Below are 18,160 nucleotides of genomic sequence, written 5' to 3' on the forward strand. Positions count from 1 at the left end.
AACACTTTTACGATTATTTTATAGATAAAAATCTCAAATGCAGATCCTTATTTAGGCATAAATGCAGCCATACGCTGCCCCATTTGTGCAGCTAGAGCTTCTAAACCACTTTTTGGACGTAACATCACTTCAAAATCTACAATTTTGCCTTGCTCATTAAAACGAATCATATCAATCCCTTTTAATTTCTTTTCTCCCACATTGGCAGAAAACTCAAGTACAACACTTTGTTGGTCTTCTGTATAAAACTCACGGTGATACGTAAAGTTTTCAAAAATCTGAATCACATTACTTAAAATAAAAAATACAACTTGTTTGCCTTCATATGCGTTATACGCCACAGGTGAACGAAAAACCACTTCATCAGCCAATAACTCATTCAGAATGCCCATATCACGGCTTTCTATCATAGTGTGCCATTTTTCGAGTGAAGCTTTTGTATTGATGTAGCTCATTTTTATATCCTTTTAATGTTCAGTCTTCGCTAAGCGAAGGTATCTTTTTCAATAGATTTTAGGGTCAAAAGCTCCCCCTTTTATAAAGAGGATTAGCGGGATTTTATTAAAAAATGCCTTCCCCTAATCCTGAGCCATATAAGGCATAAGAAAAGGAGAAGAAATTTGTATCTCAACTCATCATTTAATTCTAAATACTCCTCCCTTTTTTAAAGGGAGTAGTTCCCCCTTTATATAAAGGGGGTTAGGGGGATTACTATTCAAAAAAACCTCTCTCTAACCCTCTCCTACATAGAGAGGGAACCCATTAAATTTTTGAAGCGAATTGTCTTGGCAAATAAAATTAAATCACTGCTGCCAAATCAGCACCTTGGCGAATTGCACGTTTTGCATCTAACTCACCTGCTTCTTTTGCACCACCAATTAAATGTACAGATTTACCATCTGCTTTTAATTGATCGAACATTGCTGTGTAAGGCTCTTGCCCTGCACAAATCACCACATTATCAACATCAAGGATCATTGATTTATCACCTACAGTGATATGTAAGCCTTGATCATCAATTTTGTCATAACTCGCACCCGGAATCATATTGACATGACGGTGTTTTAAACCTGTACGATGAATCCAACCTGTAGTTTTACCTAAACCTGCACCAACTGATGACGCTTTACGTTGTAAGAGGTAAATTTCACGTGGAGACTGTTCAACTTCAGGTTGTTTCAAACCACCCACATATGCATAAGACGTATCAATACCCCATTCATCATAGAATTTTTGAGGATTCAAACTACCGCTTTCACCTTCGTGAGATAAATATTCAGCCGTATCGAAACCAATACCACCTGCACCAATTACAGCAACTTTCTTGCCGACTGGTTTACGCTCACGTAATACTTCGATATAAGTCAATACTTTAGGATGATCAATACCTTCAATATCCAAATGACGTGGTGTCACACCTGTTGCAACAACAATATCATCGAAGTTTTCAGCACTTAATGCTTCATAGGTTGCTGTGTGATTCAGCATTAATTTAATTTTCGGTTGTAATTCAATTTTACGTTTGAAATAGCGTAAAGTTTCGTAAAATTCTTCTTTACCCGGAATCGTTTTCGCAATATTGAATTGACCACCAATTTGGTTCGATGCTTCAAAGATCGTTACGTTATGACCACGGTCAGCCGCATAAGTCGCAAAACTTAAACCTGCTGGGCCTGCACCAATCACAGCAATATTTTTAGCTGCTGTTGATTCTTTGAAAATAAGCTCAGTTTCGTAACATGCACGTGGATTCACCAAACATGTTGCAATTGTCATTGAGAAAATATGATCTAAACACGCTTGGTTACAGCCGATACACGTATTAATTTCGTCTGCACGGCCTTGTTCAGCTTTTAAAACAAATTGTGAATCTGCAAGCATTGGACGTGCCATCGAAATCATATCTGCATCACCTTGCGCTAAAACATGTTCAGCCATTTCAGGTGTATTGATACGATTTGAAGTGATTAAAGGAACATTGACTGAACCCTTTAATTTTTTAGTGACCCATGTAAATGCTGCACGAGGAACTTTAGTCGCAATGGTTGGAATACGCGCTTCATGCCAACCAATACCAGTATTGATAATGGTTGCGCCTGCTTTTTCAATTTCTTTAGCAAGATGAATAACTTCTTCTAACGTTGAACCACCTTCAACCAAATCCAACATAGAAAGACGGTAAATAATAATAAAGTTTTCACCCACTTCTTCACGTGTACGTCTTACGATTTCAATCGGGAAACGAATACGCTTTTCATAACTTCCGCCCCACTCATCATCACGATGATTGGTACGAGCAGCGATAAACTCATTGATCAAATAACCTTCTGAACCCATGATTTCAACGCCATCATAGCCTGCAATTTGTGACAATTTCGCACAATTGGCAAAGTCAGCAATGGTTTGATTCACTTCAGCAGAAGTCAATGCATGTGGTTTTACAGGATTAATTGGCGCTTGTATTGCAGAGGGTGCAACATTTTCAGCCTGATAAGAATAACGACCTGTATGTAAAATCTGCAAAGCAATTTTTCCACCAGCATCATGTACCGCTTGGGTAATGACTTTATGCTTTTCAGCCTCTTCCAAAGTATCTAGCTTAGACCCGCCAACGAAAGTCACACCATGATCATTGGGTGAAATACCACCAGTAACGATTAAGCCAACACCGCCAGCAGCACGTTCTGCATAAAAAGCAGCCATACGTTCATAACCACCAGGAACTTCTTCAAGTCCAACATGCATTGAACCCATCAATACGCGGTTTTTTAGTGTGGTAAAGCCTAAATCTAAAGGCGCAAGTAAATGCGGATAATTAGACATGAATACTCCTTGGCGTGCTTTCGCTGGCTGGTATGTGTGTTTAATACAAACGTTAAAACTGATAAATTTAATGCAACAAGTTGCATAGTTTTTATATTTATAATCTAGATTTGATTTTTATGCAACATGTTGCATAATGACTACACATCCATTTTATTTGCGAAATATTACTAAAATGTCATTAGCCCATGTTTTATTGACAAGTTTGATCGAAAAACCCAGTACAGGTTTTGAATTGGCGCGCCGTTTTGATCGTTCAATGGGTTTCTTTTGGAATGCGACGCATCAACAGATCTATCGCGAACTGAATGGTATGCAGAAAAAAGGGTGGATTTCCACTTTAGAAGATCAAGCAGATACGGGACGTAAAAAGACCTATCAAGTTGAGCAACTTGGGCGAATCGAATTGGCTGAATGGTTGGTCAAACAAGGACAACCTGCTCAACTACGCGAAGAAATTATGGTACGTTTACGTGTAGAAGCGCAACTCGGTGGAAATTCTGTGTTACCTGAATTAGAACGGCACTTGGTGTTGCATCGTGAAAATTTAAAGTTATATCAGCAGATATTTGCCAAAGATTTTGCCCATACAGATGCACAAGACCGAACTTTATATATTCATAAAATGATTTTACAATTGGGAATTGACTTAGAAAATGGTTGGATCAATTGGCTAAATCAAGTCATTTCACAGCTTAAAATATTTGAAAATCAAGACAATAGATAGGAACGTTATGCCACACTATACAATGCTTGATGGTGAGCAATTATTTGTTCGTGAAATTGGTCAAGGTGAGCCTGTCCTCGTACTTTCAGGTTTAGGTATGCAAAGTTGGCAATGGCTTCCCTTTTTATTGCCCAATATAAAACAATATAAATTTTATATCCCAGATTGGCGTGGTTTTGGTGGTTCGAGTCATTGTAAAATCCCGCAAGATATCGATGCGATTCAAAATCATTGGCGTGATGTAGAAAGCTTAATTGGACAAATCAATCTGAATAATTTTATTCTTATGGGTTATTCAATGGGTGCAACCACGGCCATGCATGGCATGCAATATGGAAATTTACACAATAAATTAAAAGCATACTTACACATCGACCAAACCCCCAAAATTCCAACAGACGATACATGGGAATTTGGCTTATTTGGCAAAAAACATTCTAAATTTAAACGCTTACTCCAAGACTTTTCTGACTTGCTCCATCAAAACTCAAATTATCGTTTAGTCGATGATTTACCTGTTGCAACACGAACTGAACTTGTTCAAATGTGGTCAAATTTTATTAAATTGCAAGGCAGCAATAAAATTAGTCCTTTTATCTTTAGTATCGCTTTGAAACATCAACAATTACAAAAATATTTATTGCCAATCAGACGTATGGATTATCTCACGTGGTATATCGACAATTATTTAAATCATGATGAAGATTATCGCGAAGCGATTTCTCAACTTTCATGTCCAACAACCTTCTTTATTGGTGAAAAATCAACCCTATATCCAGCCAAAGGTCAGATCAAAATTTCAACAACTGTAAACCATGCAGAAAACGTTATTTTTAAACGATCTGGGCATACCCCATTGGTCACTGAACCTGTAAAGTTTAGTCGTGAAATTTCTGCATTTTTAAAAAGAGTAAGTTAAAAGAAAATATTATTTATTCTAAGTACTCAAGGTGACTCAACATAGTCACCTCTTGAATCACAATTGATCGTATTCCTATAAAAAATATATAAAAATCAAATTAATGCTATCTTTTATGTTAAGTGATTCATTCACTCAAAATGTACCCAAATCACCATTTTTGATTTTATGATTATTTCTAGAATCCAAATTATAAACCATCCAAAAAAATGGCAATATACCTATAAAATTCTCACAATATGCAAATAATTACAATAATAGATATGCTTTAATTTTGAGAAAAAAATGTTTTAAGCTGTATTTTTTTGTTCCAAATAAATATGCAATAACGATTTAATCCTAGAATAAAAAAAGTCTAAAAATTTGCTTTCATTTTATAAGCACAAGATTAATCACAATGATAAGGATGTTTTATGAGTGAAACACATAGCTATCAGCCACATGAAAAACGTGATCGGGTCATGGCCATTGTTGGGGCTGCTTCGGGGAATTTAGTCGAGTGGTTCGATTTTTATATCTATGCCGCATTTGCCATCTATTTTACTCATGCTTTAACTGCACCTGACATGAGTGACTCATCAAAAGCAATTTATGTATGGGGCGTATTCGCAGCTAGTTTCTTTATGCGACCACTCGGTAGTTGGTTATTTGGATGGATTGGAGACACTTATGGACGTAAAAAGTCCATGATTATTTCCATCACGTTAATGGCGATTAGTTCATTTTTATTTGCTGCATTACCTACTTATGAACAAGTTGGTATGGCTGCACCATTTTTACTACTTGCTGTCCGTTTACTGCAAGGGCTTTCAGTCGGCGGCGAGTATGGAACAGTTGCAACCTATATGAGTGAAGTTGCTCTCAAAGGACAACGTGGTTTTTATGCTTCTTTTCAATATGTTACACTTTCAGGCGGACAGCTTTTAGCAAGTGCGCTTGGTGTAATCATGTTAGCATTTATGTCTAAAGAGCAATTGATGGATGGTGGTTGGCGCATTCCATTCATTATTGGTGGGGTTGTGGCAATATTATCTTTCTTTGCGCGTCGTCATTTAAAAGAGACACTGTCTGAAGATGAAGGCAAAAAAGAAGGTTCTGGAAGTTTAAAAGAACTGTTTAAACACAATTGGAAAACGTTCCTTTTGGTGGTTGGTTATACCTCTGCAGGTTCATTATGCTTTTATATTATCACCGTTTATTCAAAAACCTACATCACTAGCTTAGGTTTTGACGATAAAACTGTGGGCTATATGATGACCTTTGCACTCTTTGTATTCATGTGCGCTCAACCCTTATTTGGAATACTTTCAGACAGAATTGGACGTCGTGCTTCTATGATGCTGTTTAGTATCACCTGTGCGATTTTCATCTATCCTGTAATGGTTATTGCAATGCCGTACTTTCATGACTCGGCAGTGATTGTGACACTATTACTGATATTTTTGATGTTCTTATTGAGCTTTTATACATCTATTAGTGGATTGGTTAAAGCAGAAATGTTCCCTCCGTATATTCGTGCTTTAGGTGTCGGTTTTGCTTATGCTGTAGGTAATGCAATATTTGGTGGTTCAGCTCCTGCTGTTGCTTTAAAGCTGAAAGACTTAGGACATGAAAATACATTCTTCGTTTATGTGATTGTTATGCTTATTATTTGTTTGTTCTGTAGTATGCAGTTGCCAAAGCAGCCTAAATATTTACATCACGATCATTAACACAATTGTGCATTATCATCGATCGATAGTAACTAACGATTTAGAATCAAAATGGTCTGTTTATACAGGCCATTTTTCAAACATAATAAATATTTCTTTTCCAAGATAATAATATAAAAATACGGCATCGAAATGCCGTATTCATATTTTTAAAATTTGTGTTTAGTACATAACGCTCAAGAACAAATTAAACTGATCCATTGCATTTATTAAAAAACACAATCATACAATCAGCCTGCTTTTCCTATTTCTTCATAAGGTTGTACCGCAATTTCAGAAAGCATATTCCCAAATGAGAAGATTTCATCCAACTGCTCTTGCGTCAATAATTTTTGCTCAAGTACGACTTCTTGAATGGTTTTATTTTCAGCAATACATTGCTTACCGATTTCATCACATTTCGCATGACCCAAAATAGGATCAAGTAAAGTGATAATACCGACACTGCGCATCACCGAATCAAAACAAGTTTTTTCATTGGCAACGACACCTTGGATACATTTCTCATCCAAGGTTTGGATACCATTGATCAATAATTCGATTGATTCATTTAATGAAACCGCAATCACAGGTTCCATCACATTCAGCTGTAATTGGCCTGCTTCTGCCGCAAAAGTAATCGTCAAATCATTACCAATTACTTTGAAAGCAATTTGATTAACCACTTCTGGAATTACAGGATTGACTTTTGCAGGCATAATCGATGAACCAGCTTGTAATTCAGGTAATCGAATTTCCCATAAACCTGTACGAGGCCCAGAACTGAGTAAACGTAAATCATTACAAATTTTAGAAAGTTTTACGGCTAAACGTTTTAATGTACTTGAAAGTAAAATAAATACACCACAATCACTCGTTGCTTCAACATAATCTTCCGCACCGATTAAATTTAACCCTGTGATTATTTTTAAATTCTCATTCACTTGCGTTGCATAACCATGTGGTGTATTTACACCTGTACCAATCGCCGTTGCACCCAAATTAATTTCTAATAAAAGCTCTCGTGTTTTTTTAATTAAGCGTACGTCTTCTTTTAATAATGTTGCAAAAGCATGAAACTCTTGCCCTAAAGTCATGGGTACTGCATCTTGTAATTGAGTACGACCCATTTTTAAAACAGTTTGAAATTCAGTCGATTTAATCAGCAGTGAGTGAATGAGCTGATTCATTTTTTCAAAAAGTAAATCTAATGAATAATAAGTTGCTAAACGTAAAGCTGTCGGATAAACATCATTGGTTGACTGTGATTTATTTACATGATCATTCGGATTGATAATGTCATAACGACCTTTTGCATATCCTAAAGATTCTAAAGCGATATTTGCAATCACCTCATTGGCATTCATGTTGATCGATGTACCTGCCCCCCCTTGAAACACATCGGATGGAAATGATGCACACCATTGTTCAGGGTTTTGAATCAGTTGATCACATGCATTTTGTATTGCTTGACTGATCTCATCTGAAATTTTATGGAATTGCTGGTTGGTTTGCGCAGAAGCTTTTTTCACTTGAGCCAACGCACGAATAAAATAACTTTGCTCTCCAACAGTATGTTTAGAGATTTTAAAATTTTCTAACGCTCTTAATGTGTGTATACCGTAATAACTATTTAATGGTACTTCTTTTGCACCAAGTAAATCTTTTTCTATTCTCGTTGTCTCTGTTTGAACCGTTTCAATTTCCATTTAAGTTTACTCTTATAATGCACCGTAGGTGTGCAACGAATCTATCATATTCCTTTTAATACTTTTCTCTATTAGCAAAATACATCTTTTCGATAAATTTTCTTATACGAATATTAATATATGTACTGTTTGTAACTTTGTGTAAGTTTAATATTTAGTCATTTTTTATGATTAAAAAAACGGCTCTTTTTTATTGTTTTTTGAATTGTATCTAAATGTACAATCAGATACACAATACTCTCATAATCACCTTATAAAAATTACAGCGATTTTTTTTAATTCTATGGAAGAATCTGCACATAAATCTGTAGCTATAAAAAAATAATGCTTGGATAATGTTCCAAATGGAAAAGGATTGATTATGGACTCGCTTAACCCCACAGTGGTTACTTTTATTTTCTATATTATTGCGATGGTCTGCATAGGATTATACGCATATAGAAAAACCACAGATTTCTCAGATTATATTTTAGGTGGTCGTAGCTTAGGTAGTTTTGTTACTGCACTTTCGGCAGGTGCTTCCGACATGAGTGGATGGCTACTCATGGGGCTGCCAGGCGCAATTTATGTGACTGGACTCTCTGAATCATGGATTGCAATTGGTTTAATCATTGGCGCATGGTTGAACTGGTATTTAGTTGCAGGACGTTTACGCGTACACACTGAAGTTCAAAACAATGCATTAACTTTACCTGATTATTTTACCAGTCGTTTTGGTGATAAAAAGAAAGTTCTTCGCATTATTTCGGCATTGGTTATTTTAATATTTTTCGGTATTTATTGTGCATCTGGTATGGTTGCTGGTGCTCGATTGTTCGAAAGTATTTTTGCGATGGATTACACCACTGCCTTATGGGTAAGTGCTATTGCGACTATGAGTTATGTATGTATTGGCGGTTTCTTAGCCATTAGTTGGACAGATACTTTTCAAGCCGGCTTAATGATTTTTGCCCTATTACTCGCACCAATTATGACCTTCTTGGCCATTGGTGATCTGCAACATGTTAATCAATTAATTGAAGCAGCACGTCCTCAAGCAGCAAGTATGTTTACTGGTGTGAGTACGATTGCCATCATTTCTTCGATGGCTTGGGGCTTAGGTTATTTTGGTCAACCGCATATTCTAGTGCGATTCATGGCTGCAGATTCTGTAAAGTCTATTCCAAATGCACGTCGTATTGGTATGACTTGGATGATTCTTTGTCTAGCAGGTGCTGTTGCTGTGGGTTATATCGGTATTGCTTACTTCCAAGCACATCCAGATATTCCTTCAGCAGCAATCGTGGCAAAAAATCCTGAAACTGTATTTATGGAATTAACCAAAGTTCTGTTTAATCCATGGGTTGCAGGTGTAGTTCTAGCTGCAATTTTAGCTGCTGTTATGAGCACACTCAGCTGTCAACTTTTGGTATGTTCTAGCGCTTTAACTGAAGATTTATACAAAGCTTTCCTTCGTAAAAATGCTTCTCAAAAAGAATTAGTTTGGGTTGGTCGTTTTATGGTACTTGCTATTGCAGTATTAGCGATTTTGTTAGCGATGAATCCTGAAAGTAAAGTACTTGGTTTCGTTTCTTATGCATGGGCTGGGTTTGGTGCTGCATTTGGCCCATTGATTATTCTTTCAGTGTTCTGGAAGCGTATGACTTTAAATGGTGCTTTAGTAGGAATGATCGTTGGTGCTGTAACGGTTATTCTTTGGAAAAACACGATGGCAGATACCGGTTTATATGAAATCGTACCGGGCTTCATCCTATCGTTTATCAGTATTGTCGTGGTGAGTTTGATGGGTAAAGCCCCTCAACAAGATGTTGTTGATCGTTTTGAAAAAGCTGAACAAATCTATGATCGTGAAATGAATTAAGTTGTTGCAACTTTGTTTTGAATGATTGTAGTGTAAATTTTAGGGGCGAAAGCCCCTTTAATTTTGTCTATTGAAAATAAAAACACTTAATACTCTTACCGTTACGCCTACTGCTACATCGGTAAGATTCACATTAACAATAACGATATTACTTAATTTTATTATTCAAATAAATCTGAGAACTGTCTTTAATCACTTCCATCACTGGATAGCTGCGTGTCTCTTTCACCCCAGGCAATTGCCATAAAATTTGACCTGAAATACGACGAAACTCTTCCATATTTTTACAGCGAATTTTCACTAGAAAATCAAATCCCCCACTAATCATATGACATGCCATGATTTCTGGGTATTGCACAACAGCATACGAAAATTCATCTAAAACATTCGGCGTGGTTTTGTCTAAAAGAATTTCCACAAAGACCACAAAGTTTGAGTTTAATTTCTCATAGTTGAGCTTAGCTTCATAACCGAGAATAAATCCTTCATTTCCCAGTTTCTGTACCCTAGCCAAAGCCGCAGTTGGTGACAGATTCACTGCTTCTGCAAGTTTGATATTGGAAATACGTCCATCTTTTTGCAAGATATCTAAAATCTTAATATCTATACGGTCGAGGCTTAAAATATCGCTATTCATCTGAATTATCCTCTAAAAAATATGGAAATTATAGTGAGTTATTCGTCAATGATTCTGTAATCATAAATTATATAAAGTTGTAAGTTCAACTAAAAGTTTTAACAAGTCACAGGATGTTGACATGAGTAGCATTGAAAGTTTTCCTCATACCGATTACGCTTCCGCTAGTTCAGATTATATTACTGAATTTAAAGATAAAAATGATTATGAAGTAGCAGTCAACACTGCTTGGCGCCGCTCTGAGCCTGAATGTGTCGAATATTTACTTGAACAGACTCAAATCGATCAAGAACTCAATCAAAAAATTTATGATATTGCTTTCAATTTAGCGCACAGTTTACGTGATCGTAAAAGCTCATCGGGTAAAGCAGGTATCGTTCAAGGTTTACTACAAGAGTTTTCGCTTTCCTCTCAAGAAGGGATTGCACTCATGTGTTTGGCAGAAGCTTTATTGCGTATCCCAGACAGTGCAACACGTGATTTACTCATCCGTGACAAAATCAACCAAGGCAATTGGAAAGATCATTTAGGTCAAAGCAATTTGATGTTTGTTAATGCTGCTGCTTGGGGCTTAATGCTCACAGGTAAGCTCATGGAAACACCTAAACAAACCAGTCTTTCAAGTGTTTTAACCTCTTTGCTAGCACGTACTGGTAAAGGCATCATTCGTAAAGCAGTTGATGTCGCTATGCGTATGATGGGCGAACAGTTCGTAACGGGTGAAACCATTGAAGAAGCTTTGGATCATGCCAAAGTTCTTGAAGATAAAGGTTTCCGTTATTCTTATGACATGTTGGGTGAGGCTGCACTGACTGAGCATGATGCTGATCGTTATTTTGAGGATTATACCCAAGCGATTCATGCCATTGGCAAAGCTTCTGAAAGTAAAGATGTTTATTCTGGGCCAGGCATTTCAATCAAACTTTCTGCCTTGCATCCTCGTTACCAACGCTCACAAAATGAACGTGTGCATCAAGAGCTTTATCCTAGAATTCTAAATTTAGCATTGCTCGCTAAAACTTACGATATTGGTCTAAATATCGATGCTGAAGAAACTGAACGTTTAGAACTTTCTTTAGAATTACTCGAACGCTTATGCTTTGAACCTCAACTCGCAGATTGGAAAGGCATTGGTTTTGTGATTCAAGCCTACCAAAAACGTTGCTTCTATCTCGTTGATTATATTGTAGACCTTGCTAAACGCAGCAATAAACGTTTAATGATTCGTTTAGTGAAAGGTGCATATTGGGACAGTGAAATTAAGAAAGCACAAATTGATGGCGTGTCTGACTACCCTGTCTTTACCCGTAAAGTTCATACAGATTTGTCTTATATTGCTTGTGCTAAAAAACTGTTGGCTGCGCCTGAAAATATCTATCCGCAATTTGCAACGCATAATGCACAAACAGTAGCAACGATCTATGAACTTGCAAATCCAAGCAACTATTATACGGGGCAATATGAATTCCAATGCCTACATGGCATGGGCGAACCGCTTTATGAGCAAGTAGTTGGAAATAAATCAGACCATAAATTAGGCATCCCGTGTCGTATTTATGCCCCAGTAGGAAATCACGAAACATTACTGGCTTATTTAGTTCGTCGCTTATTAGAAAATGGTGCCAATACATCTTTTGTAAACCGCATTGCAGATAAGAATATTAAAATCGAAGACTTGATTGAGAATCCAACTCAAGAGATTTTAGCAACGGCACAAAAAGAACATGCAGTTGGATTAAAACACCCTGCTATTCCATTGCCACAAGATCTTTATCAAGGTATTCGCCAAAATTCACACGGTATAGACTTAGCCAATGACAGTGAATTAAGTCAACTAAATCAAATTGTTCAACAGTATTCAAACCACCAATGGAACAGTTACAGCTTAGTCGATAATTTAGATTTACAAGATTTGTCCGATCAAAATACCCAAGAAATTCGTAATCCATCCAATCACGATGACCTCGTTGGCTATGTAATTGAGGCTGAAACAGCACAAGTTGATTTGGCATTGAACAATGCACATCTAGCTTTTGAAAATTGGAAAAATGCGTCAAAGAACTTCCGTGCAGATGCTTTATTAAAAGCAGCGGATATTATGGAATCACGTATGCAAGAGCTGATGGTTCTGCTCTGCCGTGAAAGTGGTAAAACATATAGCAATGGTATCGCTGAAGTTAGAGAAGCTGTTGATTTTATACGCTATTATGCATCACAAGTACAACATCTTTCAGATGATGTGCAACTCAAACCGCTAGGCACAATTCTTTGTATCAGCCCTTGGAACTTCCCATTGGCAATTTTTACAGGACAAGTAGCAGCAGCATTGGTTGCAGGCAATACAGTGATTGCAAAACCAGCTGAACAAACTCCTTTAATTGCAGCGCAAGCAATTCAAATATTATGGGAAGCAGGTGTACCTCAAGCCGTTGTACAACTTCTGCCCGGTCGTGGTGAAACGGTTGGTGCCAAATTAAGCCAAGATGAACGTATTCAAGGCATTATGTTTACAGGTTCAACTGAAGTTGCAAAAATCTTGCAAAAAACTTTGGCACAAAGAATCAGTCCTACAGGTCAAGCAATTCCATTAATTGCAGAAACTGGTGGACAAAATGCTATGATTGTTGATTCGTCTGCACTTACAGAACAAGTGGTCATAGATGCCGTAAACTCAGCATTTGATAGTGCGGGTCAACGCTGTTCTGCCCTACGCATTTTGTGTGTGCAAGAAGATAATGCTCCGACCTTAATCAAAATGTTAAAAGGTGCAATGCAACAACTGAAAATGGGTAATCCAGTTGCATTAAAAACCGATATTGGCCCTGTGATTGACTTAGAAGCACAGCAAAATATTGAAAAACATATTGAAAAAATGCGTAGTAAAGGCTATTCAGTACATCAACTTGCTGAAAATACGCCAACAAGTGATTTAAGCAAAGGAACTTTTATTGTCCCAACGCTTATCGAACTGCCGAATCTAAATAATTTAGAACGTGAAGTATTTGGTCCTGTATTGCACATTATTACTTATAAATATGGTGAGTTAAAACAATTACTTAATCATATCAATAGTAAAGGTTATGGTCTAACGATGGGTTTACATACACGTATTGATGAAACCATTCAAACCACTATTGAACATGCAGAAGTTGGAAATTTATATATCAACCGTAATATTGTTGGCGCTGTTGTTGGTGTGCAGCCTTTTGGTGGTGAAGGATTATCAGGTACAGGCCCTAAAGCTGGCGGTCCAATTTATTTATATAAATTATTGCAACATATTGAATTACCAAATAAACCTTTTGGCACTTTAAAGAATATTGCAGCGCAATTTGAACTTAAAACGCCAGAAATGTTTGATCAATTCAAAACATGGATCAAGCAAAACTATCCAACGTACACGTTACAAAATTATCAATCACCAATCGGCTTGTATGAACTTCCTGGGCCTACTGGTGAATTGAACCAATATCAAGTGGTTGCGAGATCTCATGTTTTAGCGATTTCAAATGATGAATATGGATTATTAAATCAATTCAATGCGATTTTAGCAGTCGGTGCGAAGGTTTGTGTTTTAAGTGACAATGCAATTGTGCTTAAAATGATTCAAAGCATGCCAAAAGCACTAAAACAACAATTTATCATGATCAATGATTTGAAATCTGGTGAGTTTGATGCAATTTTGCATCAGGATTCTGCTAAAAACTTAATGCGTTTACAAAGTATTATTGCGCAAAAACAAGGTGCGATTATTGGAATTACTCATCTCAATGACTCAAATGAACATATCCCACTTGAGCGCTTAGTGATTGAGCGTGCAATTAGTGTTAATACTGCTGCTGCAGGTGGTAATGCGAGTTTAATGACTTTAGATAATCTCTGATTTTTAGACTCATTCATTTAGAAGCGTGGTTTTTAAATTTTTAAAATATTATTTAAATTTAAGATACACTCCGAAAATTAAAAACCAAGCCAACCAATATTGGCTTGGTTTTTAATTTTATATCGATGATTATTAAATAAGACAAATATCATTTTGGATAGGTTCTTAAAATCAATTCTTCTTTAATCAATTCATAATCATCTTGCGGTTCAGGTATTAACCCTTCAATAAACCATGCCCCATCTGCTGCATAGCGTAAAATTTTTAAATCAATAGACTGATCCGTTACAGCATGTTGATTCAAACGGTTGTTTAACCATTGATTCCACATTTCACTAAATGATTTATCTGTCATGACCGTCATACATAATGCACCCCAAGCAGAATTTACACCAAGATTTGAGCTTAAGGTCGCTTCAATATACGCTCGAGTAAAACAGCCATATGCAACTGAATCATTTTCAATTTGAGTGCTTACCTCACGATCTAGCTGACGAATTAAGTCTTCTAGCATTGCTGTAACCAAAATTTGCTTATTGGCAAAATGATGGAATACGCCACCTTTTAGTGACACCTGCCAGTGTTGCTACATTTTGAATAGACATACCTTGCACACCATGTTTAGCAGCAAGTTGAATCGCATGATCCAAAATTAATTGTCGTACTCGTTCAGGATCTTTCTTACGCTGATGTGGATTTTCCATGCTTTCATCTCTCCTCTACAACTTTAAGTCGTGTGCTTTAATGTCCTGCTGAAGCTGAAAATAAGTTAATCACCATCACACCTGACACGATTAATCCAATTCCAATCATTGCCGCTACATCTAAGCTTTGCTTAAACACAAAATAACCAATAATCGCTGTGAGAATAATTCCTACACCTGCCCAAATCGCATAAGCAATACCTAAAGGAATCACCTTAATGACCTGTGATAATAAATAGAAAGCCAAACTAAACAATACAATAACAGCCAAGGACGGCCACAATTTGGTAAAGCCTTCAGATTTAACAAGGAATGTTGAACCTGTCACTTCTGACAGAATCGCAAAGCCCAATAAAATATAGGCAAATAGCAGAGAATTCATGATTACACCAAAACATACCAATTGGATGGTATGTTAAATCAATATTTTTAAAAAACCAAATTGAAAAATGAAACTTAATTTTCTAAATCATTAAAAGGTATTCAATATTGATTATTTTTTAAATTGACATACAAAAAATAAATACTGATTAAACCAATAAAAAAAGGAGAAATATTTACTCAATATTTCTCCTTTTAGGATATTTTTCTTAATTAGCTGGGGTTAACAAAATAAAAAAATGAAGCTAACATCATTAAAATCGTAACTGATAAAAACAAATATGTGTTCAACGTATTGAAACTTCTAATAAATTTAAATATTTCCATTATATAACATCACCAAACAAATCCTGATTTATTCTATTATACTTTATTCTATTTTGTAATATTTTTAGAAAAAAAATGAGCAAAAAAATTAATTTTTCCTTAAAGTCATTATACTTTAGTCGTATAACTTTAATCACATTATAATTACGATACACAACGAAATAACAAATAAGAATCATTATTATTTAATGCTTGGTAAAAACATTTATTCTTCCTTAAGGAAATTCTATTAAAAAATCATGAATGAAATTAAACATTCTTAAATTTAACATAACAAAAAGAACGTGAATTATATTATTTTTATACGCTTACTATTCGCTACTACTTTAAATATTCACAGGAAAACTCCGTGTACTTAACGAAGCTTTCCATTTAGATTAAAATAATATTCATTAGTTATGCTAACGAATTTTCTCTTACTTCGGATTTATTATGCTTTATCTGTGCTCTTTTCGCTTTCACTTTCTTATAACAATAACCAGCTAAAAGACTCGCACCGATAATTTTTAAAACTTTCATACATCACCTTACTACTTGCTGATAAAAATTCGTATTTCAATCTAACATCTTTAACTGTGTCCTTCTGAGGCCTTTTTGCGGCCCTTTTGTATGAAGTACATGTTTTATGTTTTTAAGTTTTTTTAAAAACTTTTCTGAGAATATGCATTATTTTTGAAATCTAAAAGTTAACTTAAGGACTGCAATAAAATATTTTTGATATATAAATTAAGGATTTGAAATTATTTTTTTTAAATTTAATTTCTCTTAGGAATCCTATAAGCGAAAATGCATATAGATTTATTTGATAAGATAGTTAAAAGGAAATACACCTTAACACTTTGAAAGGATAAATTTTTTATTAAAATATAATTATAGATAAAACATCAATTTGAATACGTTGGATATGTTGCTCTTTTATAAAATTAGAAAACAATCATGTAAAAAGACAACACATCCTGACCATACTTTGGCTGCTACTTTACTTCAAAATGATGTTTTTCAGTCACCATTTTAATGGTGATATCTTTGTAAAATCTCAACATTGGATCATCTTGGTCTTTCTTTAACGCATTTACGAATTTATCTTCATGCATCAATTTTGAAAACGTTTTATAACCTATTTCTAATATTTGAGGTTTTTGGCCAGATTCTAAAAATTCGTCAATACGCTTATTCACTTTTTTGACACTAATATCCATCTGCACAACTCTCTAAACTTTCATATAGATATAGCATCTTATTATGACAGTTCTGTTTCAATGCAAAAATCATTGTTTATTTATAGCAAATCAAAAAATCTTAAATTCATCAGCTATAACATTGAATTTTAAAGTACTATGATGCATTTTTTTCGTTGCGTCGATATTCTTCTATGAATTGAATCGTTTTATCAAAAGTCTTTCGGCTGGCTTTATTGATCAAAAAAAACTGATACTCATGTACCAACCATTCTTTTGAGTTTGGATAAAATACTGCTTCAACAGGAATCTTATTTTCTTGTAATGCTTTTACAAAAGGCATGGACTGCGTATCGGTTAGGAAATCTTTATTACCACCACTAATAAATACCGGTGGATATTGCAAAGTAAGGTGCTGTGCAGGAGAAATGCGTTTTAAATATTCAGTATTGTCCTTTTGATTACCTGTATAAGCTTGCACGAGTGTATTCACTCCCCATTCGATCAGCTTAATTTCATCTGGTGCGGTATTTACAAAAGCATTCATATCATAAATTCCACAATGCAAGATCAGCCCTTTCAACTGAGAGGCTTGAATCTTAGGTGAAAATTCTGATTGCCTTGCAAATGTAGGGTTGCTCAGTAAAGCTGCATAATGACTCGCAAGATTTGCACCAGCAGAATCCCCTGCCAAAAATAATTGATTTTCATCAATATTATATTGTTTTGAATTTTGACTAATAAACGCTAAGGCATTATTAATTTGATAAAGTTGTGTCGGATAAACAGCGTCTGGAGCAAAAGTATATTGCACCGAAACAACATTATAACCTTGCGCTGCCAGTAATTTGAAATATCCTCTTGCCTTATCTTTTGCACCAGATACCCAACCGCCGCCATGAATCCAAACAACCGTTGGTCGTTTCCCAAGTTGTTGTATATCATGTCTTTGATAAATATCTAAACTGAGTTGAGGCTCTTTTTGATAACTTATATTTGTCATAACCTGTACATTTTCAGGTGCATAATGATCTAACAAAATACGTTGAAAATGTGTTGATGTATCAAATGCCGTGGCAATAACTTTGCTATTGGTTTGCACGTTTTGGCAACCTGAAAGCATAAACATTAAAATAATACAGCCTAGAAAATTGGGTAATCGCATTTTTACCTCTAATCATTAAAATAAGATGCTATAAAATCAAAAAATTGTATCTGCAAATAGATTCAAGAAAACTCGTTTCTTTGAATTTGATCTTCGAATTTAAATCTTTAATCAAAACCATAAACACAGGTGTATCTAATGATCAAAGCATGCTG

The 18,160-nt window shown here is 35.5% G+C and carries 15 protein-coding genes; 5 read left to right on the plus strand and 10 right to left on the minus strand.

All coding sequences use genetic code 11. The features are described 5' to 3' along the window. Positions 1 to 47: 47 nt before the first annotated feature. Positions 48 to 455 carry a nuclear transport factor 2 family protein gene (locus CDA10_RS02960; protein WP_089604030.1) on the minus strand — a complete coding sequence of 136 codons (408 nt, stop codon included), beginning with the start codon at positions 453 to 455 and terminating at the stop codon, positions 48 to 50. A gap of 343 nt (positions 456 to 798) precedes the next feature. Continuing rightward, positions 799 to 2,823 (minus strand): NADPH-dependent 2,4-dienoyl-CoA reductase, encoded by a 2,025-nt coding sequence (locus CDA10_RS02965; protein WP_089604031.1) that lies wholly within the window; start codon positions 2,821 to 2,823, stop codon positions 799 to 801. 175 nt (positions 2,824 to 2,998) lie between these two features. Here CDA10_RS02965 and CDA10_RS02970 point away from each other — a divergent pair, with 175 nt between their 5' ends. From CDA10_RS02970 to CDA10_RS02980, 3 genes are all read left to right on the plus strand, one after another. Further along, on the plus strand, positions 2,999 to 3,550 hold the full coding sequence (locus tag CDA10_RS02970; protein WP_089604032.1) for a PadR family transcriptional regulator: 552 nt from the start codon (positions 2,999 to 3,001) through the stop codon (positions 3,548 to 3,550). A 7-nt stretch (positions 3,551 to 3,557) separates the two neighbouring features. Next, positions 3,558 to 4,469, plus strand: a complete 912-nt coding sequence (locus tag CDA10_RS02975) for an alpha/beta fold hydrolase (RefSeq protein ID WP_089604033.1) — start codon at positions 3,558 to 3,560, stop codon at positions 4,467 to 4,469. A 413-nt stretch (positions 4,470 to 4,882) separates the two neighbouring features. Continuing rightward, positions 4,883 to 6,181 (plus strand): MFS transporter, encoded by a 1,299-nt coding sequence (locus CDA10_RS02980; RefSeq protein WP_089604034.1) that lies wholly within the window; start codon positions 4,883 to 4,885, stop codon positions 6,179 to 6,181. 230 nt (positions 6,182 to 6,411) lie between these two features. On the opposite strand, the gene aspA is transcribed toward CDA10_RS02980, so the two are convergent. After that, entirely contained in the window at positions 6,412 to 7,863 is a 1,452-nt protein-coding gene (gene aspA / locus CDA10_RS02985) for an aspartate ammonia-lyase (RefSeq protein ID WP_089604107.1), read from the minus strand. 367 nt (positions 7,864 to 8,230) lie between these two features. Here aspA and putP point away from each other — a divergent pair, with 367 nt between their 5' ends. Further along, positions 8,231 to 9,730: a sodium/proline symporter PutP gene (gene putP / locus CDA10_RS02990; RefSeq protein ID WP_089604035.1), complete on the plus strand. Its 1,500-nt coding sequence runs from the start codon at positions 8,231 to 8,233 to the stop codon at positions 9,728 to 9,730. Between the two features lie 148 nt (positions 9,731 to 9,878). Here putP and CDA10_RS02995 read toward each other — a convergent pair whose 3' ends face one another. Beyond that, positions 9,879 to 10,367, minus strand: a complete 489-nt coding sequence (locus CDA10_RS02995; protein WP_010111721.1) for an Lrp/AsnC ligand binding domain-containing protein — start codon at positions 10,365 to 10,367, stop codon at positions 9,879 to 9,881. A 121-nt stretch (positions 10,368 to 10,488) separates the two neighbouring features. Between CDA10_RS02995 and putA the strand changes: the two genes are divergently transcribed. Continuing rightward, the gene (gene putA / locus CDA10_RS03000; protein ID WP_089604036.1) at positions 10,489 to 14,250 is read left to right on the plus strand and encodes a trifunctional transcriptional regulator/proline dehydrogenase/L-glutamate gamma-semialdehyde dehydrogenase; all 3,762 of its coding nucleotides are present in this window, start codon (positions 10,489 to 10,491) and stop codon (positions 14,248 to 14,250) included. A 148-nt stretch (positions 14,251 to 14,398) separates the two neighbouring features. Here the strand turns inward: putA and CDA10_RS03005 are convergent, their stop codons facing one another. From CDA10_RS03005 to CDA10_RS03025, 6 genes are all read right to left on the minus strand, one after another. Continuing rightward, positions 14,399 to 14,824, minus strand: coding sequence for a TetR/AcrR family transcriptional regulator (locus CDA10_RS03005; protein WP_228704586.1), 426 nt, complete (start codon positions 14,822 to 14,824; stop codon positions 14,399 to 14,401). Further along, a complete protein-coding gene (locus CDA10_RS16965; protein WP_228704587.1) occupies positions 14,784 to 14,954 on the minus strand; it encodes a TetR/AcrR family transcriptional regulator in 171 nt (56 codons plus the stop codon). The genes CDA10_RS03005 and CDA10_RS16965 overlap by 41 nt, the downstream gene beginning before the upstream one ends. A 37-nt stretch (positions 14,955 to 14,991) precedes the next feature. Further along, positions 14,992 to 15,336 carry an SMR family transporter gene (locus CDA10_RS03010; protein ID WP_089604037.1) on the minus strand — a complete coding sequence of 115 codons (345 nt, stop codon included), beginning with the start codon at positions 15,334 to 15,336 and terminating at the stop codon, positions 14,992 to 14,994. A 722-nt stretch (positions 15,337 to 16,058) separates the two neighbouring features. Beyond that, the gene (locus CDA10_RS17080) at positions 16,059 to 16,181 is read right to left on the minus strand and encodes a hypothetical protein (RefSeq protein ID WP_267284012.1); all 123 of its coding nucleotides are present in this window, start codon (positions 16,179 to 16,181) and stop codon (positions 16,059 to 16,061) included. Between the two features lie 455 nt (positions 16,182 to 16,636). Beyond that, complete coding sequence (locus CDA10_RS03020) at positions 16,637 to 16,861, minus strand: hypothetical protein (protein ID WP_089604039.1); 225 nt, start codon at positions 16,859 to 16,861, stop codon at positions 16,637 to 16,639. Between the two features lie 136 nt (positions 16,862 to 16,997). Beyond that, a complete protein-coding gene (locus CDA10_RS03025) occupies positions 16,998 to 18,005 on the minus strand; it encodes an alpha/beta hydrolase (protein ID WP_089604040.1) in 1,008 nt (335 codons plus the stop codon). Positions 18,006 to 18,160: the final 155 nt, after the last annotated feature.

This window comes from Acinetobacter piscicola, from assembly GCF_002233755.1.
Taxonomy (GTDB): domain Bacteria; phylum Pseudomonadota; class Gammaproteobacteria; order Pseudomonadales; family Moraxellaceae; genus Acinetobacter; species Acinetobacter piscicola.

Bases quoted from the DNA above. Each gene is read 5' to 3' on its own strand.
- CDA10_RS02960 (WP_089604030.1), bottom strand. From the start codon at position 455: ATGAGCTACATCAATACAAAAGCTTCACTCGAAAAATGGCACACTATG.
- CDA10_RS02965 (WP_089604031.1), bottom strand. From the start codon at position 2,823: ATGTCTAATTATCCGCATTTACTTGCGCCTTTAGATTTAGGCTTTACC.
- CDA10_RS02970 (WP_089604032.1), top strand. From the start codon at position 2,999: ATGTCATTAGCCCATGTTTTATTGACAAGTTTGATCGAAAAACCCAGT.
- CDA10_RS02975 (WP_089604033.1), top strand. From the start codon at position 3,558: ATGCCACACTATACAATGCTTGATGGTGAGCAATTATTTGTTCGTGAA.
- CDA10_RS02980 (WP_089604034.1), top strand. From the start codon at position 4,883: ATGAGTGAAACACATAGCTATCAGCCACATGAAAAACGTGATCGGGTC.
- putP (WP_089604035.1), top strand. From the start codon at position 8,231: ATGGACTCGCTTAACCCCACAGTGGTTACTTTTATTTTCTATATTATT.
- CDA10_RS02995 (WP_010111721.1), bottom strand. From the start codon at position 10,367: ATGAATAGCGATATTTTAAGCCTCGACCGTATAGATATTAAGATTTTA.
- putA (WP_089604036.1), top strand. From the start codon at position 10,489: ATGAGTAGCATTGAAAGTTTTCCTCATACCGATTACGCTTCCGCTAGT.
- CDA10_RS16965 (WP_228704587.1), bottom strand. From the start codon at position 14,954: ATGGAAAATCCACATCAGCGTAAGAAAGATCCTGAACGAGTACGACAA.
- CDA10_RS03010 (WP_089604037.1), bottom strand. From the start codon at position 15,336: ATGAATTCTCTGCTATTTGCCTATATTTTATTGGGCTTTGCGATTCTG.
- CDA10_RS17080 (WP_267284012.1), bottom strand. From the start codon at position 16,181: ATGAAAGTTTTAAAAATTATCGGTGCGAGTCTTTTAGCTGGTTATTGT.
- CDA10_RS03020 (WP_089604039.1), bottom strand. From the start codon at position 16,861: ATGGATATTAGTGTCAAAAAAGTGAATAAGCGTATTGACGAATTTTTA.
- CDA10_RS03025 (WP_089604040.1), bottom strand. From the start codon at position 18,005: ATGCGATTACCCAATTTTCTAGGCTGTATTATTTTAATGTTTATGCTT.